Here is a 22,123-nt window from a genome sequence, read left to right on the forward strand (position 1 = left end):
CGATGAAACCGAACGACCACACACCCGCCACGGCCGTTTCCTACGACCCGATTGCGGTCTCGGTGGAGTCCACCGTCGTCGCAGAGTACATCCCTGACCCACACGAGGAGACCGCTTACCAGTCAGAGGCGGCCCTGGAAGCCGAACTCATCCGGGTGCTGCAGTCACAGGCCTACGAGTACCTGCCGATCCGTTCGGAGGCCGACCTGATCGGCAACCTGCGAACCCAACTGGAACTGTTGAACGGCTTTCAGTTCTCGGATGCCGAATGGGACCGGTTCTTCACCACCTGCATTGCCGGAAAGAACGACGGCATTACCGAAAAGACGGTACGTATCCACGAAGACAACGTGCAGCTGCTTCGCCGGGACGACGGCACCACCAAGAATGTGCTGCTGATCGACCAGCGGCGCATCCACAACAACCGGCTCCAGGTCATCAACCAGTACGAGATCGGCCAGGGCGAGGGCGGAGCCAGGTATTCCAACCGGTACGACGTGACGATCCTCGTCAACGGGTTGCCGCTGGTCCACATCGAACTCAAACGCCGGGGCGTGGACATCCGTGAGGCGTTCAACCAGATAGACCGGTACCAGCGGGACAGCTTCTGGGCGGGCAGCGGCCTGTTCGACTACGTTCAGCTGTTCGTCATCTCCAACGGCACGCTCACCAAGTACTACTCCAACACCACCCGCAGCCAGCACCTGAAGGAGGGGCAGCAGGCCAGCCGCAGGCGCAAAACCTCCAATTCATTCGAGTTCACCTCGTGGTGGGCGGATGCGAAGAACCAGCCGATCCGCGACCTGATCGCGTTCGCCAAAACCTTCTTCGCCCGGCACACGCTGCTCAACATCCTCACCCGGTACTGCGTCCTCACCGTCGACAAGATGCTGCTGGTGATGCGCCCCTACCAGATCGTCGCCGCCGAGAAGATGCTGCAGCGCATCGAGATCGCCACCAATTACAAGAAACTCGGCACCATCGACGCCGGCGGCTACGTGTGGCACACCACCGGCTCGGGCAAGACCCTGACCAGTTTCAAGGCCGCCCAGCTCGCCACCCAGATGGACAGCGTTGACAAGGTGCTTTTCGTGGTGGACCGCAAGGACCTGGACTACCAGACCATGCGCGAATACGACCGTTTCCAGAAGGGTGCGGCCAATTCCAATACCTCCACCGCGGTGCTCAAACGCCAGCTGGAAAGCCGGGACGCCAAGATCATCATCACGACGATCCAGAAACTCTCGACCTTCATCAAGGCCAACCCCAGCCACGACGTCTACCGCCAGCATGTCGTCATCATTTTCGACGAATGCCACCGCTCCCAGTTCGGGGACATGCACACCGCGATCACCAAGGCGTTCAAGCGGTACAACCTGTTCGGTTTCACGGGCACACCGATCTTCGCGATCAACGCGGCCAGCGGCGGAAACCCCCGGCTGAAAACCACCGAACAGGCCTTCGGGGAGAAACTCCACACCTACACGATCGTGGACGCCATCACCGACAAGAACGTGTTGCCGTTCCGCATCGACTACGTCAGCACCGTGCAGGTGGGCAGCGTCACCGACAAACAGGTGTCGGCCATCGACACCGAGCGAGCGCTGCTCGACCCGGAACGCATCGGCAAGATCGTCTCCTATGTGCTTGAGCATTTCGACCAGAAAACGAAACGCGCCTCCAGTTACGACCACTCGGTCGTCACCAATGTGGCCGAATCCAGCCGCACCTCTCGCCGCGCCGACGCGCTTCGGGGACGTCGCCGCGTGCGTGGTTTCAATGCGCTGTTCGCGACCGCATCCATTGAGGCCGCCCGGATCTACTACAACCACTTTGCGTTGCTGCAGGAAAACCTGCCGCCCGGACGCCGCCTGAAGATCGGCCTGATCTACTCCTACGGGGCCAACGAGGCCGTCAGCGACGGAATCATCGACGACGAGGCCTTCGACACCGACGAGTTGCCCGCCGACGCCCGCAGCTTCCTGGAGGACGCGATCCAGGATTACAACGACCTGTTCGGCACCAGCTACGACACCAGCGCCGAGAGATTCCAGAACTACTACAAGGACCTCTCACAGCGGATCAAGAACCGGGAAATCGACCTGGTCATCGTCGTCAACATGTTCCTCACCGGCTTCGACGCCACCACCCTCAACACCCTCTTCGTCGACAAAAACCTGCGCGCCCACGGCCTCATCCAGGCCTATTCCCGGACCAACCGGATCCTGAACTCGGTGAAGACCTACGGCAATATCGTCGCCTTCCGCAACCTGGAGGACGAGACCAACGCCGCGCTGGAACTGTTCGGCAACCGGGAGGCCCGCGGCGTCGTCCTGCTCAAGCCCTACCAGGACTACTACCGCGAATACGCCGAAAAGGTCGCCGAGTTGCTGGAGGCATTCCCGCTCGGCCAGCCGATCATCGGAGAGGCAGCTCAGAAGGCCTTCATCGCGCTGTTCGGCGCAATCCTGCGGCTGCAGAACATCCTCTCCTCATTCGACGACTTCGCCGGGAACGAGATCCTCAGCGAACGCCAAGGGCAGGACTACCGCAGCATCTACCTCGACCTCTACGCCCAGTTCCGTCAAGGCCAGGACGCCGAGAAGGAAGTAATCAACGACGACGTTCTCTTCGAGATCGAACTCATCAAACAGGTGGAAATCAACGTCGATTACATCCTCATGCTGGTGCAGAAGTACCGGGACGAGCACGGCGACGGCGACGACAAAGAGATCCGCTCCGAGATCACCCGGGCGGTCAACGCCAGCCCGACGCTGCGTAACAAGAGGGACCTCATCGAGGCCTTCGTCGACTCGGTTTCTGTTGACGGGCACATCGACGACGAATGGGTGGCCTTCATCGAGGCCGAGCGCAAGACCGAGCTCGCCAGGATCATCGCGGATGAGAACCTCAAGCCGGAGGCCGCTCAGGAGTTCGTCCAGAACGCCTTCCGCAACGGCGAGTTGCGCACCACCGGGACGGCCATCACCAAGATCTTGCCGCCGATTTCGCGTTTCGCTCCGAGCGGCGGTCACGACGAGAAGAAACGTCGGGTGATTGCCAGGCTGAGCGCCTTCTTCGACCGTTTCCTCGGGTTGAGTGCCGCACCAACCGAAAGTCCTGGGCATCATGACTGACCTCTCTGGGCGGCGCCCACCCCGGCCAACGCTACGGTTTCTCCGGCTCCTTCCTCGGGAGTCCTTCCCCGAGCCCGGTGCTCTGCAGGCCATCGAGAACCGGGAATGGTCCCAGGTGCGTATTGACTCTATTGAGCATCCTCTGATTGCCGACGCGATACGACGATTCGCTAAGGGGCTCCCGGACCGGCACCAGGAGGCATCGAAGCAGCTCGGTCGGGCGGTATTTGAGGTTCGCTCAAGGACGGGAGCGGCGTGGCGAGGTGCTGCCGTTCTTGACGAGCACGGCGACCCGTGGCTGGTGTGGGCGGCACCCCATGACAAGTTCCATGCCCAAGTCTGCGACGTGCTCAAGAACCTGGACCGTTGGATGCCAACAGCTGCGGAGTACAAGCTGCGCGACCGCGACGCCGAGGCCAACAGACTCTCCGTCTGGCATAAGGAGACAATCGCCTTCTTCTGTCAGGCGGTGGCTGAAGCTGTGAATACTGGGAAGGACACCTTCTCCTTTCCCGGTTATGACCACAACACCCACCTAACCTTGTCCATCGCCTTGGAACATGATGCTCCCACTGGAGCGCCTGAAACGGACTCGTCGCTCGTCACACTTCAGCTACGGCTGGGCGGTTCCTGTGACAGCTTCATCCAGTTGGTCTTGCCCGTGCTCCAGCCCGACATCAGCTTGATCGACTCCACGTACACGCAGAACGGTGACTTAGAACTGTGGGTCAGCGTTTCTCAAGCCAAGCTGTTTCAGCTTCTGGCTGCGGTAGGGATCTCCGACGGCGAGATTGATCCGAATCCGCCCTGCACTCCCCCGAGCCATCTGCACTACGTCGGTTGCCACTACCTCAGCGAGGCTTTGGTGATAGGAGCAGCAACTCGAGCTGTGTGCGGGCTGTGGTTCGTCCCGACACGAGACGAGAGCGCTGACTTGCCGCTTTGTCCTGAGTGTGAGCGTCGCAAGCCCGTAGCCCAGGCGGCCGCGGCCCTGATCGAGTCACTCCGCGATCAGCGCATCCAAGGCAGTTAGGTCTTCGTCGGTCAGTGGAGCCGCTTCGTCCATTGCCTGCAGTTGCGCGTGGGCGCGCGTCCCCAAGAGCTGGTTGACATGGGCGTTCGCGCGTTCGTGGCGTTCGATGTAGTCAAGCAGGTCGGCCATCGCGATCCGGCGGTTCGACCCGACCAGCCGGTATGCCAACAACCCGCGATCCATGATCTTCACCAGATGTGGGCGGCTCACCCGCAACAGTTGGGCCGCCTGATTGGGGGTCAGTTCTTTGTCAGAGGCGAGCAGCGTCACGTCCGCACCGCGTCGCACCGCATCAAGCAGGCCTTCGAGCATGATCGCGAGAGGCGAGCCCTGAGGCAGACCCTGAGCAAACTCTTCCGTTTGAGCCAGCTCATCAGCAGAAACCTTGTCGGCAGTCAGCGTCGTGGACATGAGACAGACCTTCACTCGCATAGATGCAATATCTGAAGCAACTGTATCAGCTGTTCAACCCTTCACCAACTGGAGGACTGCTACCCGGTCCAGTGGCGAGGAGGTCGACAGCGGTGCGCCATCGGCGCTTCGTTGCTGTGCCCCTGGACCACCTACACCCACTCAGCCAACAGCACCTTGACGCTGGGGACGGACGCGCGCCGTCCCGGACGCACTAGACACGAAGACCGCCTGTCGAACCAGGTCGAGGGCGTCGTCGTTCTGTTCGCAGTAGAGTCGCTCGTAGTTCAAGGACCCGAAGGCCCGTTCTCGGACGCCGTCATGGCCCGGAGCCTTGACCCTGGTGCGGACGTCCGGAACTGGAGCATCAGCCGTGAAGTCCCTTTCGATCAGGTCGGGGCGCCCTGCCAGGTCGGCAGCAGGCACGGTAGTTGTGGGCCTTGGGGCGGGGCTGACACCCCCTCCAGGCCCTCCAGGCTGCATGAGCCGGCGCACCGTCCCTCGGGACTGGTTGCAACACCACCCGCGTTCCAAGGCTTTGTGGACCCGCCTCTAGCAGGTGGGTTTGTTCGGAGTCGTTGAAGAAATACGTCACAAAAATAGCGAGTTCCTCTACGGCGCTTTGCGGGTTTCCGACATACCCCTGCCACGCCAAGGTGTAGCAGCCCTGAATGCGACACCACCCGGACAGTGGCGCATCAAACGGGTTGGGTAGTTACCTTCTTCGCGGAGGGGTGTACGCGTATCGTGTTCTTCGCCGGGACTCCCGCCGCGGAGGAAGGCCGCCGCTTTATTTCTGAAATCGATCCCCCGTCCGGGCCTCACGCAGCTCGGCTTTGATTTTCTCGCACTCGGCAAGTTGGGCCGCCGTCATTTCCTCACCCTCGATGCCGGAACGGGTTTTCCTCCACTTGTTCACCCAGCATCCTCACGGTTTGCGGGACCAGAACTGTAGGACTTCGCCACCTAGCTGATCGTGCAGGGGTTTCTCAACGACCTCCGACACGACCCGCTGTTTGAACTCTTCGCTGTACTTAGATGCGGAGATAATACAGATTTTACCTCACATGTTCGATTAAACCTGTTTTTCGTCACTGTCCACAAAACGTGTAGCACTCCACTTTCAATGAGACCGGTTTCCTCGTAGATGCTGACTCTGGTTGTTGATCAGCCCCACCGTCGCGCAAGCGGCTGAGGAGTTCGAGATCGTGCTCATCCTCGGGACGTGGATCGTAGCCATTTCTCAGTTCACGCAGCCGCTTGGCGGAACTGCTCCCCAGAACTGGTGGTTGGGCCACCCGAGTGCCCACAGCAGCCGCGCCCGGTGGTGCCGTCGCTCCCCGGATCTGGCGGTTGGGTCAACGGTTAGCCTGAAAGAAACGATATGTGAAGGGAGCATCATGGCTGAGGCTGTCTTTTCCGCGGTCGCCGAATCCCTGGAGGGCATGGCGACGCGCTGCACATCCCGGGGTATGAGTTTCGTCCTGGACGAGCCGCCTTCGCTCGGCGGCAAGGACGAGGGGATGAACCCGCTCGAAGCCGTCCTGTCGGCCCTCGGCGCCTGCAAGTGCGTCGTTGCGAGGGCTTTCGCCAAGCCGAACGGCATCCGGCTGCGCCACGTACGGGTCGAGGTGGACGGGGTGTTCGACCCGGACGGGTTCCGGGGGAAGAACCCCGCGGCGAAGGTCGGGCTATCAACAATCAGGACGCGCTACCACATCGACGCAGACAACACCCCCGAAGAGATCGCGGCGTTCGTCGAGTTCATCGAGGCCCACTGCCCGGTCCACGACACCCTGGTCAACCCGCCACATCTGAGCTACGAGATCGCCTGAACCAGCAGCGGCCAGGCCTTCGACCGGCCGGGATGGGTGATGGGCTGAGCCGGGGCACCCCACCAGCCGAGGGGTGGTCGACACGGGGATGCCCCGGCCCTGCCAGCACCTTGGCCGCGGTCAGCCGAGGTGGTCGCGCAGCCCCTCCAGCGCCGGGGCGAACACCTGGCTGGCGAAGAAGGTCTCCCAGTGCTCCCGCTCGTCCTGGGCGCAGTCGAACTCCGTCCACCACTCGACGAGGGACTGACCGGTCGAGCTCACCCGGGTCACTTTCAGCGTGGAGACGTATCCGGTCACGTCGAATGGGGCCGGATCGCAGAACCCGTAGGAGTAGCTGCGGTCGAGGTCCGACAGGGCGAGCAGCCGCTCCCTGATCCGGGATTCGCCGAGCTGGAAGTTCCGCACGGCGCCGACCGTCGCTCCGGTCAGGCCGTCCTCGATGTGGCTCTCGGAGACCGCGGAACCGAACCAGGCGGCCAGTCCGTTGAAGTCCCTGAGGGTGTCCCACACCCTGTCGGCGTCGTGCTGGATGATCGTGCTGTAGTACGAGACCGTCATGTCAGCCCTTCTTGAAGGTGACGGCCTTGAACTCCTCGGTCTGTGCGCGGATACCCACCTCGGTCGGGAATCGCTCAATGGAACTCGCCCCGTAGAAGCCGACGATGCCGTCGGTGTGGTCGAGGATGTACTGCGCGTCGGCCGGGTTCGCGATCGGCCCGCCGTGGCACAGGCACAGGATGTCGGGGTTGACGCTCCTGGCCGCGTCCGCGAGCTGCTGCACCTTGACCGCCGCCTCCTCCAGGGTCAGCGCGGTTTTCGCGCCGATGGTCCCAGACGTTGTCAGGCCCATGTGGGGGACGAGGATGTCCGCCCCGGCGCGGGCCATGTCCTTGGCCTGGTCCTCGTCGAAGACGTAGGGGGAGGTGAGCAGGTCGAGTTCGTGGGCCATGCGGATCATGTCGATCTCGTGCCCATACCCCATGCCGGTCTCTTCCAGGTTCGCCCGGAACACCCCGTCGATCAGGCCGACGGTGGGGAAGTTCTGCACACCGGCGAACCCGATCTCTTTCACCTGGCGCAGGAAGTGCCCCATGACACGGAACGGGTCGGTGCCGTTGACGCCCGCGAGGACGGGGGTGCGCTTCACGACGGGCAGCACCTCGTTGGCCATCTCCATGACGATGGCGTTGGCGTCCCCGTAGGCCAGCAGCCCGGACAGCGAGCCGCGTCCGGCCATGCGGAACCGGCCCGAGTTGTAGATGACCAGCAGGTCTATGCCACCGGCTTCCGCGGACTTCGCGGTGATACCGGTGCCCGCGCCACCGCCGATGATGGGCTGGCCCTGGGCGACCTGGGTACGGAAACGATCGAGGATCTCTTGACGGGACATGTTTCTCCTTCTCAGTTGGTGATGGATGCGTGCAGTGCGCGGGCCATCGCGGCGCCGAAACCTGGGTCGTTGATCGCCTGGTCGAGTTCGTGGACGACGACGCCGGAGCCGACCAGCCCCGCGCGCAGTTCCGCGAACAGCGCGGCGTCGGCTTCGGCGTCCCGGAAGGGGGCTCCCTCGACGTCGATGGCGCTCACGCCCCGCAGGGGGATGAACAGCTCGGTGGGTCCGGTGGCGGCGGCAAGTTTGGCGGCGATGCGGCGTCCCAGCTCGGCCATCTCCTCAGGCGTGGTGCGCATCAGCGTCACGGTGGGGTTGTGGACGAACAGGTTGCGTCCGGCGAACTCGGGCGGCACGGTGTCGGCGGGGCCGAAGTTCACCATGTCGAGCGCCCCCAGGCTGACGGCCTGCGGCAGGCCGACCCGCCCGGCCATCTCCAGCCGCCGCGGCCCCGCGGACAGGACACCGCCCACGAGGTCGTCGGCCAGCTCGGTGGTGGTGAGGTCGCACACCCCGGCCAGCAGGCCCGACTCGGCGAGTTTCTCCATGGCGCGGCCGCCCGCCCCGGTGGCGTGGAAGACCAGCACCTCGTAGCCGAGGTCGGTCAGGGTGTCGCGGGCCTCGTCCGCGGCCGGGGTCGTCACGCCGAACATGGTGACCGCGACGACCGGTTTGTGGCCGGCGGGAACGGCGGCCAGCCGGTCCTCGTATGCCCTGGCCATCCCGGCGATCGCCGCGGCCGCATTGGCGAACACCTGGGAGGAGACCGAGTTGATGCCGGCGACGTCGACGACCGAGTACATGAGCGTCGCGTCCACCTCGCCGACGTAGGGTTTCACGTCGCCGGAGGCCATGGTCGAGACCAGCAGCTTCGGGAAACCGACCGGGAGGGCCTGCATCGCAGCCGCGGCGACCGAGGAGCCACCGGACCCACCGAGGGCCAGCAGGCCGTGGATGCGTCCCGACACCGCCAGGTCACGGACGATACGGGCCGCCCCGACGCTCATCACCTGCATCATCTCGCCCCGGTCGCGGCGTTCACGCAGGGCGGCGGCGTCGGAGTCCGCGGCGGCGATCACATCGTCGGAGCTGACGTTGGCCAGCGGGCTCGCCGAAAAGGACCCGACATCGACGAACAGGGCCTGCACCCCGTACTTGTCCAGTTGCTCGGCCAGCCAGGCGCACTCGGCGCCTTTGGTGTCCAGCGTCCCGATCAGTGCAACAACAGCCATGCGGTCTCACTCCTTCGTGTGTGTCGGGCCCGCCCTGCTCAAGCGCGGCCGCAGCGGCCGGGCGTCCAAGGGCAACAGCGAGGCTACGTCTCACCACAGGACGGCACTAGTCCAATCTGGAAGAATTGGCCCAGGCCGGTGGGGCATACTCGGCAGCGTGGGAGTGCGCATGGATTCGGCGGAGCTGTCGAGGCTGCTCGGGGTGTGGACGGACGCGGACGAGCGGCTGCCGGACGCGCTGGCGAGGACCATTTCAGAGCTTGTGGATCACGGTTTCGTGCCCGCGGGAAGCACCTTGCCGCCGCAGCGGGAGCTCGCGCAGGTGCTGGGGGTGGCCCGCGGGACCGTCGCATCCGCCCTGGCGACGCTGGAGGCTGGCGGGTATGTGGTCTCGACCCGGGGGTCGGGGACGCGGGTGAGGTCGGGCCGGGTGGGTGCCGAGCACCGGGCCGGCGGGCGGCTGTTCTCGTTCACCAACGCCCCGCGCGATGTCATCGACCTGTCCAGCGGGGCCCTGCCCGCGTCCACGGTGACCGGGGAGGTGCTGTCGGCGAGCCCGGACGGGGTCGACCCCTACCTGGAGACCGACGGCTATTTCCCGGCCGGGCTTCCGGTGTTGCGGCAGGCGATCGCCGAGCACCTCACCCGCGATGGGGTGCCGACCCGGCCCGCGGAGGTGCTGGTGACGAGCGGGGCGCAGCAGGCGACCTCGCTGGCGATCCGGGGACTGCTGGACCCGGGCGACCTCGTCCTGACCGAGGACCCGAGCTACCGGGGTGCGCTGTGTGCGCTGCGGGACCATGGCGTCCGGCTGGAGGGGGTCCCGCTGCGCGACGGCGGCATCGACGTGAGCCTGGTGGCGCGCGCGGCGGTGAGGCGTCCGGCCGCGCTGTACTGCCAGACCAGCGTCCACAACCCGACGGGGCAGAGCATGACCAGGCACGCACGGGCAGCGCTCGCCGACGTCGTCAACCGGCGCGGCCTGCCCGTCGTCGAGGACTGCTGCTCCTACGACCTGACGCTGTCAGGTCGTCCGGCGCCAACGCTTACGGGCCTTGTCGCCCCGGAACTTCACCTGAGCTGCTGGACGATGTCGAAGCTGTTCTGGGGCGGGCTTCGCGTCGGCTGGGTGAGGGCCGACGAGGCGCGCATCCGCCGGCTGGTGGAACTGCGGAAGGTCGACGACCTGGCGACCTCCATCGTCGACCAGCTGTACGCCGTGCGGCTGCTGCGCCGGGCAGCGGACGCACGGCGGGAGCGGCAGGCGATGCTCACCAAACACCTGGCATCCACGGAACGGGTACTCCGCGAGATGGCCCCGGCGTGGACCTGGCGGCGGATCATCGGCGGTTCCGGCCTGTGGGTGGACACCGGGACGGACGCCGTCGCCTTCGTCGAGCAGGCCAAACGGGCCGGGGTCAAGCTCGCCGCCGGACCGAGTTTCTCGCCCCACGACGGCCACCGCACGATGCTGCGACTGCCCCTGTGGCACGACGGAGCCGAACTGAGACGAGGGTTGGGCGCCGCCCTCGGCGAATAAGGGCCGCAGGCCGCAATGCTGCGACCGCGGGCCGCGGCCCGGGCGTTTCTGAATCCGGCTGGGCGATCAGGGCTGGTCTGCGAGGCTGAACAGGTCGCCGACCTCGCAGTCCAGCGCCTCGCACAGCGCCGTCAGGGTGCTGAACCGAACGGCCCTCGCACGGTTGTTCTTCAGGATCGACAGATTGACCACGGTGATGCCGACCTTTTCGCTGAGGGCCGCGAGCGTCACGCCCCGGGCCGCGAGCAGATCGTCCAGATGGCAGGTAATCCGATGGGGTTCTTCGACAGGCATCAGATCGTCGTCTCCGCATCCTCGGCGAGCTGTTCCCCCTGCCGCCAAGCGTAGGCGACGATCAGCACCACCAGCGCCACCCCGAGGGGGACGAAATCGCCAGCTTTGATCGTCAGCATGGCGAACCCCATCCCCCTGGCGGGCAAGCCGGTGTAGATGAGCATGTTCGCCACGACCTCGCCGACGAGGAAGGCGACGGTGAGGAAGATCAGGGCTATCCCCAACTGCACCAGCAGCCGGTGCGCCCCCGCGGAGAAGGCACGGCCGCGCTGCACCAAGAGCGTGAACCGCCAGATCGTGACGCACAGCCAGAGCGTGACCACCGCGACCAGCACGCCCGGAAGCATCGCGCCGAGACGTTGCGTCCACGTCGGATCGGTGAACTCCCACGAGAGCGTCTCAAGGCTTGGGCGCACGATCAGCCCATTTGCGGTTTCGAGGGGAGAGGCCGCCTCGCCCGAGCCGGCCTGCGAGGGACTGCCCCCATTGAGCCAGACCAGGGGGTCGCCCTTGGCCCATGCCCAGGCGTGCCAGAAGGGGCTCACCAAGGGTGCCACTACGAACAACGCCAGCATGATCCGCAGCGTGAGGTAGTCGCCTCGGCTGATTGTGAGTTTCATCGGGACCTCCTTACATATCGTAATTCGATACTAAACGATAAACGATACTATCGTCAAACGATATGCTTGGGATGCTGTGGGGACGCTGCCGAGCGTCGAGCCGGTGGCACCAAGGGTCGCGAGCTGGCCGAAGACATCGTCGTCTCGTTCCCCATCTGCCCGAGCCCCGAAATCGCCCGCCCGGGCCGGACCCTGAAACAGTGGAAGAACGCGTTCCCGGGCTACTTCACCACCGGCGGCTCACGACATCCGACGCCGGAACCTCGTGGGACCGAACCACGGCCGCCCGGCCGAGGCGAATCCCTCAGCGGAGGCATCGCCGTCCGGCCGCGGGTGGGTGACCTCGTCCAGCCCTGCCGGGGGCCGAACTCGGTGCTACCGGTGACCACCTGCGCATTGAAGTAGGCACCGCGGCTAGCCGAGCTGCCGGGGTGCGTCAGCCCCTGCCGTGGGGCGTCCCGATGCCCTCCAGCGGGCGGCGGCGCATCCGGTGCGGCAGCACCAGGCGGGCGGCCTGTTGCAGGTCCGCGGTCTCGATGCCGGTCCGGCCGTGCCACGCGGCGAGCGCCCGGGCGGCCCGCACCATGGTGATGTCGGCCCGGTGACCGTCGACCCCCGCGTCCACGCAGATCCGGGCCACCTCCAGCAGCACCTCACGGCCCACCGTCACCTCCGGCAGCAGGTCCATCGCGGACGCGATCTGCCGGGCCAGCCGCTCGCCCTCGGCGCGCCACCCCGCGCAGAACCCCACCGGGTCGGCCTCGAAGGCCAGCCTGCGCTCGATGATCTCCACCCGGGCCGGCGGGTCGGACTCCCCCACGACGGTGACGCACAGCCCGAACCGGTCCAGCAACTGGGGGCGCAGTTCGCCCTCCTCCGGGTTCATCGTGCCGACCAGCGAGAACCGGGCCGGGTGGGTCAGGCTGATGCCCTCCCGCTCCACGGTGTTGACCCCCATCGCCGCGGAATCCAGCAGCAGATCCACCACGTGGTCGTCCAGGAGGTTCACCTCGTCCACGTACAGGATGCCCCGGTGGGCGTCGGCCAGCAGCCCCGGCTCGAACCGCTTGCGGCCCGCGGTCAGGGCGGTCTCCAGGTCCAGTGTCCCCGCCACCCGGTCCTCGGTCGCCCCGATCGGCAGCTCCACCACCGGCACCCGGGTCCGGCGCTCCACGGGATCGTCCTGGGCGGGCAGCCCCAGCTCCTCCCAGTACTCCCGGTACTCCGCCGGCGACAGATGATAGGGGGTGGCGCCCACCTCGACCCGCTCCGGCAGCAGCTCGGCCAGGCCGCGCACCGCGGTGGACTTCGCGGTGCCCTTGTCGCCGCGGATCAGCACCCCCGACACCGCGGGGTTGATGACCGTAAGCACCAGCGCGAGTTTCATCTCGTCCTGCCCCACGATCGCGGCAAAGGGATAACTGGACCGGCTCATCGCCCCTCCTTCTTCACAGTGGCCAAACGCATGTCGCGCACCACCGACACCAGGTCGTCGGCGCGCAGCTGCTCAATCTCGAACCGGGACGCCCCCAGCGCGGCCGCCAGGGTGGCACCGTGCCCCCGCGCCGCCGGTGAGGCCGGTTCGGTGTCGACGACCACCCACGTCACCCGGCCGTCGCCGCCGAGCCGCCCGGCGATCTCGGTCACCTCGGCGGCCGCGCCGCGGGACACCCGCCCGGCCAGGTCGACGTTGCCGCGTCCATCGGTCACCACGATCACCAGCGGACGCAGCGCCGGGTCCTTCAGCAGCGCCCGCCGCACCACCCGCGACGCCTCGACCAGGCCCGCGGCCAGCGGGGTACGCCCACCCACAGGTAGCTCCCGCAGCCGCCGCTCGGCCAACTCGACCGAGGAGGTGGGTTCCACCAGCACCTGGGCCTCGGCGCCGCGGAAGCTGACCAGCGACACCTGGTCGCGTTTGACGTAGGCGTCCAGCAGCAGGCTGAGCACCGCACCCTTGCTGGCCACCATCCGGTTGCGGGCGCCCATGGAGCCGGAGGCGTCCACGCACAGCACCACCAGGGAGCCGGTCTGCCTCACCCGGACCTTGCGGAACCAGTCGCTGGGTTCGATCAGCACCGCCAGTTCGCTGCGGGGGTCGCCCTGCTCGGCGGCCCGGAGGCGGCGCTCGCGCTGGTGCACGGCCCCGGCCCGCAGCGTGGCGTCCAGGGCCAGGTCCACGGCCTCCCGCGTCGGGCGGGCACGGACGTAGCGGCCCCGGCCACCGGCGCTGACCGTTGTGGTGCGCCGGCCCGACCCGAGGCGTCCGTCTCGCTCCGCTGCCGGGTGCAGCGGACGCACCCGGAACGGCTCACCGGTCGCGGCAACATCCTCGGGTGGGGTGCCACCGGACGCCGGGGCGTCGGTGTCCGTCTCGGCTGGCGGCGGGGACGAGGTGGGTGGGGGTTCGGGCCGGGTGGCCTGCTCCGAGGTGGGTGGGGGCGGTTCGGCGGCCTGGCGGCGACGGTGGGCCAGCACCAACTCGGCGACCGCCTCCACGTCCTCCTCGCTCACCCGCTGGCTGCCCCGCCAGGCCGCGTGGGCCCGGGCGGCGCGGCTCATCACCAGCTCGGCCCGGTGCCCGGCGACGTGGGCGGCCAGCACCCGCGCCGCGACGAGTTCCTGGATGTCCCGGCCCAGCCACACCGCGGGGGCCGCCTCCCGGGCCTGGCGGAGCCGCTCCGCCAGGGCGGCCTCCTGGTCCGCCCAGGCCCCCGCGAAGGCCTCCGGGTCGGCGTCGAAGGCGAACCTGCGGGCCATGATCTCGACCCGCTCGTCCAGGTCGGGTGAGCCGTCCACCTGGACGCACAGGCCGAAGCGGTCCAGCAGCTGGGGACGCAGCGCCCCCTCCTCGGGGTTCATCGTGCCGACAAGCGCGAACCGGGCCCGCTGGGTGCGGGAGAACCCCTCCCGCTCGGTGAGGACGACCCCGCTGGCCGCAGCGTCCAGCACCAGGTCGGTCAGGTGGTCGGCGAGCAGGTTGACCTCGTCGACGTAGAGGACCCCGCCGTGGGCCTCGGCCAGCAACCCCGGCAGGAACCGGGGGGCGCCGCCGGTCAGCGTCGCCTCCAGGTCCAGGCCCCCAACCAGGCGGTCCTCGGTGGCGCCCAGGGCCAGCGTCCGCAACCTTCCGGATGGCAGCAGCGCGGCGAGGGAACGCACCATGGTGGATTTGGCGGTGCCCTTGGCGCCCGGGATCAGCACCCCGCCGATCCCGGGGTCGATGGCGACCAGTTGCAGGGCGAGCCGCATCCGCGGCTGCCCCACAATGGCCGAGAAGGGGAAGAGCCTCGTCACGTTACGGGGTGGCGGCTTCCTCGATGGTCTTGCCGTAGCGCTTCTGGAACCAGGCCTCCAGCTCACCGCGTTCCTGGCCGCGGTCCTTCTGCGCCTTGTCGAACATGCCCCGCTCCTTGAGGGTCTTGATCGCGTCGTTGCCCTGCCCATCGACGACCGTGACGAGTTCGCCGGTGCCCAGGTTCAGGGTGTAGTCGAACTCCTTCTGCATGGCCGAGACCAGCCGGTGGCACAGCATCGTCTGCTTGGCGTAGTCGAACACGTAGTAGTCGCTGAAGTCCTTCCCGCTGCTGGGGTCGACCAGCTGGAACCGCGCGGTCTTGGCGGCGGGCTCGATGGTGACCTTCACACCCGACCCGTTGAACAGGTTGGCCTGCGGGTCAGTGTCGGTCAGCTTGTCTCCCTCCTTCGCGAGGGACGCACCCGACGCACTGACCGTGCTCTGCGGAGCCTGGCTGGGCGTCCCGGACACACACCCGGACACACCCAGCCCCACCGCCAGGCAGATCCCGGCAATCACGACGAATTTTTTCATGGTCTGTCTATCCTTCCTGTCCTAGGCACCGGTCTCCCCGGCCCCCTCCAGTCCGGCATCGGTGTCGAACTGGACGTTCTCCAGCGTGTCGATCCGCTCCTCGCAGGCCTGCCACAGGTCGCGCCGGTTCGCCTCCAGCAGACGCCCGGCGATGGCCGCCGTGGCGTGCGGGTTGGCCTCGCGGAGACGCCTCAGCATCTCCGGATCGCCGAGGAACCGGTCGCAAACCGCGTCGAACATCCAGTCGGCCATCTCGCCGGTGGTAGCGGCCAGGCCCAGCAGGTTGGTGGTGCGCTCGGCGATCTCCCCCACCCCCTGGTGGCCGTGGGCCAGCATCGCCTCAACCCAGGCCGGGTTGAACAGCTGGGCGTACAGCCCGGCCCGGGCCGCGTCGGCGGCCGTCGCCGTGTGCACCCGCCGCCCGGTGGTGTCGGTCACCAGCGTCGGAACCGCCTCACCGCGGGCCGCGGCGACCCCGGCGCTCATCCCACCCAGGAACTCGAAGTAGTGGTCGAGGTCGGTGATGTGGTGTTCGTTGGACGAGCGGCACTGGGCGACGAGCTGCACGTCCGCCAGGTGCCCGCGGTACAGGCCGGGCACCTTCTCGCCGTGCCGGTGCCGGGAGTAGAGGTGCTGGGCGCCCTGGGTGAAGTGTTCGGCCAGGTCCGTCGTCGAGGACCAGTTTCCGGTGTCGATCACGTCGGTCAGCCCGGTGGCATATAGCTCCGGTGGTGGCCCGAAGACCCGGACGTGGCTGAGTTCGCGGGTCTCGGGCTCGGTCATCCCGCCGTCCAGCAGGTGCTGGCGAAGCTGCCTCGTCCTGGCCGCGATCGGGTTGATCTCGTCCGGTTCGTCGAGCGCGGCGACCGCGGCGAACATGTCGTCCAGCTCCTCGACGAGGGTGCCGAACAGGTCCCGGAAGAACCCGGAGATCGTGACCACCACATCCACCCGCGGCCCGGGCAGCTCCTCGCGGGGGATGACCTCCCAGCCGGGCAGGCCGGGACGCCGAGACGGGGCCCGGCGCACCCCGATCAGCGACATCACCTGGGCGTAGGTCTCGCCGTGGGTCCGGGTCGTCTCCAGACCCCACAGCACCAGCCCGACGCAGGATGGCCAGGCGCCGCCGTGGCCGTCCCGGTAGACCTCGACGATCTGGGCCGCCATCTCGGCCCCTCGGCGGGCGGCCAGCGCGCTGGGCACCTGCCGGGGGTCGAACTGGTAGAGGGAGGCCCCGCTGGGCAGGACCTCGGGGTTGCGGATGGCGTCTCCCCCGAGCCGGGCCTCCACGTGGCGTCCGGACAAGGCGCGATGGAGGAACTCCCATTCCTGGTTGGCGGCGAACCGGAGCGCCAGCTCGCGGGCCCGGACGATCACGGCCCGGGAGGTCTCGTCCCCGGCCAGGTCCGCGGCCGGGGCCTGGCTGGTCAGCGCCACCTCCACCAGCCGTTTGGCGGCCTCGTCGTAGCGGGCGATCTCGGCCTCACTGAGCCGGTGGATGCGTTCGGCCTCCAGCCCATCGGCGGCGGCCATCAACTCGTACCCGGGGGCCAGGTCGCCCACCCCGTTGCCAATCACCCCGGCGACCATGTAGGCCACCTCGCCGGCGTCCCAGTGGCTGCCGAAGACGTGCAGCCCCAGGGGGATCAGCTGGGCGCGCAGCCGCTCCAGCTCGCCCTCCAGCTGGTCGGGGTCGGTGGGCAGGTGAGCCCGTTCCGCGCGCTGCCTGAGGTCGGCAAGCTGATCCTCGCTGCTTTGCGAGGTCATGGCGTGGCTGCGCCGGTAGGCGGCCAGGGCCTCGGCCAGCTCCTCCAGCTCGTCGTGCAGCCCGCCGGAGGTCATGACGGGCGGCTGGTAGCTGACCAGCGTCGCGTGGGAGCGACGCCTGGCCAGCAGCGCCTCGGCCGGGTTGCCCGCGTAGTACAAGTAGACGTGTGGGATATCGCCGACCATGAGGTCGGGGAAGTCGTGCACGCTGACCGCGTTCTCCTTCGACTTCAGGAACTCCAGCGTGCCGTGGGTGCCGACGTGGACGATCACGTCGGCCCGCCACACGTGCTGCAGCCAGGTGTAGTAGGCCAGGTACTGGGGGTGCGGCGGGACGGTGTTGTCGTGGGCCAGGGCGTCGTCCACCTCGGGGGCGCGCCCCGGCTGGACGCCCACCAGCACGTTGCCGTACTCGACGTGGGGGATCAGGTAGTCCCCGTCAGAATCGACCATGGGACGCGGCCCGTCCGCTGGCCAGGCCCGGGTGACCTCGTCCCACGCCTGCTGGTCGCCGAGGTCGGCCTGGGCCTGCCGGTGCGGGTAGGTGAGCGGCTGCACCTCAGTGAGGTAGGCGGGGGAGTTGACCTGGCCCGCCATGAGGTCGGCGCGCAGCCGGGCGGCGGTCACCGGCTGGGTGCGGTAGCCCGTCCGGTGGAGTTCGGCCAGGATCGCGGCGATGGATTCGGCGACGTCGAGCTGCGAGGCCGCCAGCAGGTTGCCCTCCCCGGCCGGGTAGTCGTATCCGATGAGGCAGACCCGCTTGTCGGCGTTCGCCAGGCCCCGCAGCCGCAGCAGCCCCCGGACCCGCCCCACCAGCCGGTTGAGCTGCTCGTCGATGACCTGCAGTTCGGCGGTGTCGACCCGGTGGCGGGCGTCGTGCCGGGGTGGGGTCATGGCGGCGATGGGGATCTGGTTGATCGCCCCGTCGAACTCGGGCAGCATCACCGAGACCAGCACCTCGGATGGCCCCAGCCCGTTGGAGTGGTGCAACCACTCCTCGGCGGTGGTGCGGGTCAGCAGGATCGGTGACAGGTAGGGCACGCCCAGCCGGTTGAGGGCGGCGACGCCGTGGTCGGCGTCACCGCCAGTGGGGCCGGCACCGAACCGGAAACTCATCAGGGTCACCACGAGGTCAGGTTCGAGGCCGGGGGTGGCGCACAGTTCCAGGATCCGGTCGACCGCGCTCGCGGCGTCGGTCTCGATCGCGACCGGCAGCACCCAGGCGTCGCCCGAGAGCGCCTCGGCGAGCCTGGCCGCAACGGGTTCGGGGTCGGTGGGGTAGCTGACCCCGTTGTACAGCAGTGCCACGACGGGGCGTCCCTTCGGCCCCGGGTGGGCGGCGAGGTAGTCCTCGGCGCTGGCGTAGCGGGCCCGGGTGGCCGGGTCGGCCAGGTGCACACCGGGGGTTTGGGGGCTCGGCTCGGGGACGTCGAGGCCGGGCTGGTCACCGTAGTCGCGCAGCAGGGTGCCGAGCACGAACAGGGCGTCGCCGCCGCGCATCGTCCGGTAGGCGCGGGCGAGCCGGGAGAAGGTCATCGCGTCCCGCCGGGCCTGGGAATCGTCCACGCCGCGGGGCGGCTCGGGGGGTGCACCCAGCATCATCGGCGGCATCGTCCCGGGAGCGAGCCGGAACTGGCCAAGCCGGGTCTGGCCGGCGAATTGCATGCCGAAGGGCAGCAGGTGGCCCGGGTATCCGTCCAGGATCGGCGCCAGGGCATCCTGCCAGGCCGGGTCGGAGCGCATCAGGTCCACGATGACCGCGTCGGCGGACGAGACCGCCCCGGCGAGAGCGTCGGCGTCGCCGAGGGGCTGGGCGGAGTCGAACAGCGTGAGGCTGCCCCAACCGGGGACCGTGCGGTCGAGGTGGGCGGCGGTGTCGATGAAACAACGCAGTGCACCCGGGTAGTGGGTGATCGCGACGATCCTCATGGTGCTCCTTCCGTTTCCCGGTTCTCCGGCGGCGCCGCGCTCACCCGGTGCCGCGGGACGATCACCGGATGGCCGGCGCTGGGGTCGGTGGTGACCCAGGCGTTCACGGCGAAGTTTCGTTCGATCTGACCGGCGGACAGCGCCTCGGCCGGGACGCCATCCGTCCGGACCCGGCCCTCGCCCATCACGACGCAGCGGTCGCAGTAGCGGGCGGCCTGGGCCAGGTCGTGCAGCACCGTGATGACGGTGAGGCCGCTGCGCTGGTTCAGGTCGCGGATCAGCTCCAGCACGTCGAGCTGGTGGGCGATGTCGAGGTAGGTGGTGGGTTCGTCCAGCAGCAGCACCCTCGGCTGCTGGGCCAGGGCCATGGCAATCCACACGCGTTGCCGTTCGCCGCCCGACAGGGACGCCACCAGCCGGTGGGACAGGTGGGCGACCCCGGTGACGGCCATGGCCTCCTCGATCGCGGGGTCGCGCCCGGAGGGGTTCAGCCGCCACCAGGGCAGATAGGCGTAGCGTCCGTAACCGATGAGGCGCCGCACCGTGACGTCGCCGCTGACCTGGCCGCCCTGCCACACGACCGCCATCACCCGGGCGAGACCCGCGGGGGACAGCGCCCGGATGGGAGCGTCGTCGAGGCGCACCTCCCCCGCGTCGGGACGCAACGCGCCGCTGAGGGCCCGGATGAGGGTGGTCTTGCCGCAGCCGTTGGGCCCGAGGATGCCGTGCACCCGGCCCGGCGCGAAGTCGAGGTCGATGCCGTCCAGGATGCGCCTGCCACCCAGGCTGAGCCGCAGCCCGCGGGCGCTGATCCGCGCCGTCATCACAGGGCCCTTCGCAGCAGGAACAGGAAGAAGGGGACGCCCAGCACCGCCATCATGATCCCGACGGGGATCTCGACCGGGCTGAACAGCGTCCGGGAGACCGTGTCGCTGATGGTGACCAGGGCGCCCCCGAGGACGATCGAGCCGGGGATCAGCAGGGCGTGGCTGGTGCCGACGACCAGGCGCACGATGTGGGGCACGATCAGGCCGACGAAGCCCAGCAGGCCCACGGCGCTGACGGCGCTCGCCGCGAGCAGGGCCGCGACCGCCGTCAGGGCCAGGCGGTTGGCCTGCACGTTCATGCCGAGGCCGCGGGCGACGTCGTCGCCGAGCACGATGACGTCCAGCCGCCGCACGGTGAACAGCGCCACCGTGAGCATGGCCACCGAATAGGGCCACAGCTGCTGCCACTCGGACCAGCCCTTGAGGGTCATGGCGCCGTTCATGAACATCAGCGCCCCCTGGATCCGGTCGGAGAACAGCACCATGACGGCGCTGATCCCGGCCGCGCACAGCGCCGAGACCGCGACCCCGGCGAGGATCACCCGGATCGGCTGGATGCCGCCGCGCCAGGCCAGCACGTAGATGACGATCGCGGCCGCCATGGCGCCGAGGAAGGCGACCAGCGGGACCAGCCCCTGATACTGCGGGAAGACCAACAGCACCGAGATCCCGGCCAGCCCAGCCCCGGACGACACCCCGATGATCCCGGGGTCGGCCAGCGGGTTGCCCATCACCGCCTGCAGGATCGCCCCGGAGGTGGCCAGGTTCATGCCGACCAGGGTGCTCACCAGCATGCGGGGCAACCGGATGTCCCACACCACCCGCTGCCACTGCACGTCCCCGGAGCCGGTCAGCGCGGCGGCGACCTGGCCCGGGCTGAGGCTCAGGGTGCCGCTGCCGATCGCGAACAGCATCCCGGCCAGCAGCAGGACGCCGAGACCGGCGAAGACCAGGGCCCGGTACCAGGTGCGTTCCCGCAGGCCCGGCTGGGCATGGACGGCCGCGACCGCCATCAGGGCTCCACCGGGGCGCCGAAAACCTCCGGGTGGACCGTGGCGGCCAGGTAGGCGAGCGCGTCGTCGTAGTAGGGCCCGGCGTTGAACAGGAAGTACTGCTGTGGAAGGTAGCTGATGCGTCCCTCCCGGATGGCATCGATGGCCTTCCAGGCGGGGTTCTGGTCAAGCTGGGTCTGGAGGGTCTGCCGGGCGAGGTCGTTGTTGCCGACCATGGACGTGACCAGCACGTGGTCAGGCTGCCGGGCGACGATGAACTCGATGTCGAGCGGGGTGGTCTCCGACCCGGGGTTGTCGGGGGTCGCGCCCGAGGCGATGTTGGTGAGGCCGAGGTCGTTGGCCATCTGCCCGGCGATGCTGTTGTCGAGTTTCACCGAGATGGTGTCGGCGGTGACGAACAGGATGGCCACCGACAGCGGTTTCTTCGGGGCCTTGGCCAGGATCTCGCTGTAGCGCGCGTCGATGGCGGCGAGGCGCTGCCCCGCGAGTTCCGGGTTGCCGCCGAGCACCCCGAAGGCGCGGTAGACCTGCTGCAGGTCGCGGTGGGAACGGACCCGCAGCAGCACGGTGGCGATCCCCAGGTTCTGGTAGGCCGCGGCGGCCGAGTCGTGGACTCCTTCGATGCCGACCACCAGGTCGGGGTTGAGTGCCGCCACGGCCTCGGTGTCCGTGGCGTAGGGCAAGCCGACCGAGGGCAGCGCCATGATCTTCTCGGCGTGTTCGCTGGCGAGGCGGAGGTTGCCGGTGAGCTCGGGGCGTCCGACCGCGGTGCCGCCCGCGTCGTACCAGATGTTGAGGGGCGTACCGGAGAGGAAGACCACCCGTTCGGGACGTTTCTCCAGTTTCACGCTCCGCTTGGCGGTATCGGTCACGGTGAGGGGGAAGGAGTCCCCGGACAGGCTGATCGAACCCGCCTCGGCCGGGCTGGCCGAGGGCATCTCGGGCGCGCTGGACGCGGAACTGCACGCGGCGGCCAGGCTCAGCACGGCGAGCAACAAGAGACTCAGGCAGCGTCGCAGCACGGGGCTGGTCCTTTCCGGAACCGGTTTGGTCCAAGTTTTGGGCAACAAATCGCGGAGAGTGTGTTGGTAGGTGGATCTTCACGAGGATCGTCGTGGTGGCCCGACGAGACGGACGCGGGTGATCGCGCTGGATCGTGCGGTCTCGATGGGACGGCGAAGCCAGAGCTTCACCGGGACGAGCGCAGCAGATTCCACCCATCCGAATACTCTTTTAGGCAAGACTAATCTATCTTCGGGTTGG

At 68.0% G+C, this 22,123-nt stretch carries 18 protein-coding genes; 4 read left to right on the forward strand and 14 right to left on the reverse strand.

The window, feature by feature from the left end:
• Nucleotides 1-2: 2 nt before the first annotated feature.
• The gene (locus EL272_RS13825; protein ID WP_061787588.1) at nucleotides 3-3,137 is read left to right on the forward strand and encodes a type I restriction endonuclease subunit R; all 3,135 of its coding nucleotides are present in this window, start codon (nucleotides 3-5) and stop codon (nucleotides 3,135-3,137) included.
• Nucleotides 3,138-3,252: 115 nt separating this feature from the next.
• The gene (locus tag EL272_RS13830) at nucleotides 3,253-4,170 is read left to right on the forward strand and encodes a DUF3039 domain-containing protein (RefSeq protein WP_159424542.1); all 918 of its coding nucleotides are present in this window, start codon (nucleotides 3,253-3,255) and stop codon (nucleotides 4,168-4,170) included.
• On the opposite strand, the gene EL272_RS13835 is transcribed toward EL272_RS13830, so the two are convergent.
• On the reverse strand, nucleotides 4,138-4,581 hold the full coding sequence (locus tag EL272_RS13835; RefSeq protein ID WP_061787586.1) for a helix-turn-helix domain-containing protein: 444 nt from the start codon (nucleotides 4,579-4,581) through the stop codon (nucleotides 4,138-4,140). The genes EL272_RS13830 and EL272_RS13835 overlap by 33 nt on opposite strands.
• Nucleotides 4,582-4,743: 162 nt before the next feature.
• Nucleotides 4,744-5,007, reverse strand: a complete 264-nt coding sequence (locus tag EL272_RS15535; protein ID WP_174525740.1) for a hypothetical protein — start codon at nucleotides 5,005-5,007, stop codon at nucleotides 4,744-4,746.
• Nucleotides 5,008-5,981: 974 nt separating this feature from the next.
• Between EL272_RS15535 and EL272_RS13850 the strand changes: the two genes are divergently transcribed.
• Entirely contained in the window at nucleotides 5,982-6,416 is a 435-nt protein-coding gene (locus EL272_RS13850) for an OsmC family protein (protein WP_061787719.1), read from the forward strand.
• Nucleotides 6,417-6,536: 120 nt separating this feature from the next.
• Here EL272_RS13850 and EL272_RS13855 read toward each other — a convergent pair whose 3' ends face one another.
• The 3 genes from EL272_RS13855 to EL272_RS13865 are packed head-to-tail and all read right to left on the reverse strand — an operon-like array spanning nucleotide 6,537 to nucleotide 9,038.
• Nucleotides 6,537-6,974, reverse strand: coding sequence for an SRPBCC family protein (locus tag EL272_RS13855; protein WP_061787585.1), 438 nt, complete (start codon nucleotides 6,972-6,974; stop codon nucleotides 6,537-6,539).
• Between the two features lies 1 nt (nucleotide 6,975).
• Nucleotides 6,976-7,806: a phosphoenolpyruvate hydrolase family protein gene (locus tag EL272_RS13860; RefSeq protein WP_014847829.1), complete on the reverse strand. Its 831-nt coding sequence runs from the start codon at nucleotides 7,804-7,806 to the stop codon at nucleotides 6,976-6,978.
• An 11-nt stretch (nucleotides 7,807-7,817) separates the two neighbouring features.
• Nucleotides 7,818-9,038, reverse strand: a complete 1,221-nt coding sequence (locus EL272_RS13865; protein WP_061787584.1) for a Tm-1-like ATP-binding domain-containing protein — start codon at nucleotides 9,036-9,038, stop codon at nucleotides 7,818-7,820.
• A 169-nt stretch (nucleotides 9,039-9,207) separates the two neighbouring features.
• Here EL272_RS13865 and EL272_RS13870 point away from each other — a divergent pair, with 169 nt between their 5' ends.
• Nucleotides 9,208-10,578 carry an aminotransferase-like domain-containing protein gene (locus EL272_RS13870; RefSeq protein ID WP_061787583.1) on the forward strand — a complete coding sequence of 457 codons (1,371 nt, stop codon included), beginning with the start codon at nucleotides 9,208-9,210 and terminating at the stop codon, nucleotides 10,576-10,578.
• A gap of 66 nt (nucleotides 10,579-10,644) precedes the next feature.
• Here EL272_RS13870 and EL272_RS13875 read toward each other — a convergent pair whose 3' ends face one another.
• From EL272_RS13875 to EL272_RS13910, 9 genes are all read right to left on the reverse strand, one after another.
• The gene (locus tag EL272_RS13875) at nucleotides 10,645-10,872 is read right to left on the reverse strand and encodes a helix-turn-helix domain-containing protein (RefSeq protein ID WP_014847832.1); all 228 of its coding nucleotides are present in this window, start codon (nucleotides 10,870-10,872) and stop codon (nucleotides 10,645-10,647) included.
• Nucleotides 10,872-11,492 carry a DUF2975 domain-containing protein gene (locus EL272_RS13880; protein WP_061787582.1) on the reverse strand — a complete coding sequence of 207 codons (621 nt, stop codon included), beginning with the start codon at nucleotides 11,490-11,492 and terminating at the stop codon, nucleotides 10,872-10,874. The genes EL272_RS13875 and EL272_RS13880 overlap by 1 nt, the downstream gene beginning before the upstream one ends.
• A gap of 436 nt (nucleotides 11,493-11,928) precedes the next feature.
• Nucleotides 11,929-12,927 carry a magnesium chelatase ATPase subunit I gene (locus EL272_RS13885; RefSeq protein WP_014847834.1) on the reverse strand — a complete coding sequence of 333 codons (999 nt, stop codon included), beginning with the start codon at nucleotides 12,925-12,927 and terminating at the stop codon, nucleotides 11,929-11,931.
• The gene (locus EL272_RS13890) at nucleotides 12,924-14,744 is read right to left on the reverse strand and encodes a VWA domain-containing protein (protein ID WP_061787718.1); all 1,821 of its coding nucleotides are present in this window, start codon (nucleotides 14,742-14,744) and stop codon (nucleotides 12,924-12,926) included. Before EL272_RS13890 ends, EL272_RS13885 begins: the two co-directional genes overlap by 4 nt.
• Before the next feature lie 46 nt (nucleotides 14,745-14,790).
• Nucleotides 14,791-15,324 (reverse strand): hypothetical protein, encoded by a 534-nt coding sequence (locus tag EL272_RS15845; protein ID WP_061787581.1) that lies wholly within the window; start codon nucleotides 15,322-15,324, stop codon nucleotides 14,791-14,793.
• Nucleotides 15,325-15,345: 21 nt separating this feature from the next.
• Complete coding sequence (locus tag EL272_RS13895; protein WP_061787580.1) at nucleotides 15,346-19,020, reverse strand: cobaltochelatase subunit CobN; 3,675 nt, start codon at nucleotides 19,018-19,020, stop codon at nucleotides 15,346-15,348.
• Entirely contained in the window at nucleotides 19,017-19,844 is an 828-nt protein-coding gene (locus EL272_RS13900) for an ABC transporter ATP-binding protein (protein WP_051015088.1), read from the reverse strand. The genes EL272_RS13895 and EL272_RS13900 overlap by 4 nt, the downstream gene beginning before the upstream one ends.
• Complete coding sequence (locus EL272_RS13905) at nucleotides 19,844-20,860, reverse strand: FecCD family ABC transporter permease (protein WP_061787579.1); 1,017 nt, start codon at nucleotides 20,858-20,860, stop codon at nucleotides 19,844-19,846. The genes EL272_RS13900 and EL272_RS13905 overlap by 1 nt, the downstream gene beginning before the upstream one ends.
• Nucleotides 20,860-21,882: an ABC transporter substrate-binding protein gene (locus EL272_RS13910; protein ID WP_061787578.1), complete on the reverse strand. Its 1,023-nt coding sequence runs from the start codon at nucleotides 21,880-21,882 to the stop codon at nucleotides 20,860-20,862. The genes EL272_RS13905 and EL272_RS13910 overlap by 1 nt, the downstream gene beginning before the upstream one ends.
• Nucleotides 21,883-22,123 lie beyond the last annotated feature (241 nt).

The organism is Arachnia propionica, assembly GCF_900637725.1.
Taxonomy (GTDB): Bacteria; Actinomycetota; Actinomycetes; order Propionibacteriales; family Propionibacteriaceae; genus Arachnia; species Arachnia propionica.

What these genes read in the sequence shown, in the direction of transcription:
- EL272_RS13885 (WP_014847834.1), bottom strand. Translation starts at nt 12,927, where the DNA reads ATGAGCCGGTCCAGTTATCCCTTTGCCGCGATCGTGGGGCAGGACGAG.
- EL272_RS13855 (WP_061787585.1), bottom strand. Translation starts at nt 6,974, where the DNA reads ATGACGGTCTCGTACTACAGCACGATCATCCAGCACGACGCCGACAGG.
- EL272_RS15845 (WP_061787581.1), bottom strand. Translation starts at nt 15,324, where the DNA reads ATGAAAAAATTCGTCGTGATTGCCGGGATCTGCCTGGCGGTGGGGCTG.
- EL272_RS13860 (WP_014847829.1), bottom strand. Translation starts at nt 7,806, where the DNA reads ATGTCCCGTCAAGAGATCCTCGATCGTTTCCGTACCCAGGTCGCCCAG.
- EL272_RS13905 (WP_061787579.1), bottom strand. Translation starts at nt 20,860, where the DNA reads ATGGCGGTCGCGGCCGTCCATGCCCAGCCGGGCCTGCGGGAACGCACC.
- EL272_RS13850 (WP_061787719.1), top strand. Translation starts at nt 5,982, where the DNA reads ATGGCTGAGGCTGTCTTTTCCGCGGTCGCCGAATCCCTGGAGGGCATG.
- EL272_RS13875 (WP_014847832.1), bottom strand. Translation starts at nt 10,872, where the DNA reads ATGCCTGTCGAAGAACCCCATCGGATTACCTGCCATCTGGACGATCTG.
- EL272_RS13880 (WP_061787582.1), bottom strand. Translation starts at nt 11,492, where the DNA reads ATGAAACTCACAATCAGCCGAGGCGACTACCTCACGCTGCGGATCATG.
- EL272_RS13825 (WP_061787588.1), top strand. Translation starts at nt 3, where the DNA reads ATGAAACCGAACGACCACACACCCGCCACGGCCGTTTCCTACGACCCG.
- EL272_RS13890 (WP_061787718.1), bottom strand. Translation starts at nt 14,744, where the DNA reads ATGCGGCTCGCCCTGCAACTGGTCGCCATCGACCCCGGGATCGGCGGG.
- EL272_RS13835 (WP_061787586.1), bottom strand. Translation starts at nt 4,581, where the DNA reads ATGTCCACGACGCTGACTGCCGACAAGGTTTCTGCTGATGAGCTGGCT.
- EL272_RS13900 (WP_051015088.1), bottom strand. Translation starts at nt 19,844, where the DNA reads ATGACGGCGCGGATCAGCGCCCGCGGGCTGCGGCTCAGCCTGGGTGGC.
- EL272_RS13870 (WP_061787583.1), top strand. Translation starts at nt 9,208, where the DNA reads ATGGATTCGGCGGAGCTGTCGAGGCTGCTCGGGGTGTGGACGGACGCG.
- EL272_RS13895 (WP_061787580.1), bottom strand. Translation starts at nt 19,020, where the DNA reads ATGAGGATCGTCGCGATCACCCACTACCCGGGTGCACTGCGTTGTTTC.
- EL272_RS13865 (WP_061787584.1), bottom strand. Translation starts at nt 9,038, where the DNA reads ATGGCTGTTGTTGCACTGATCGGGACGCTGGACACCAAAGGCGCCGAG.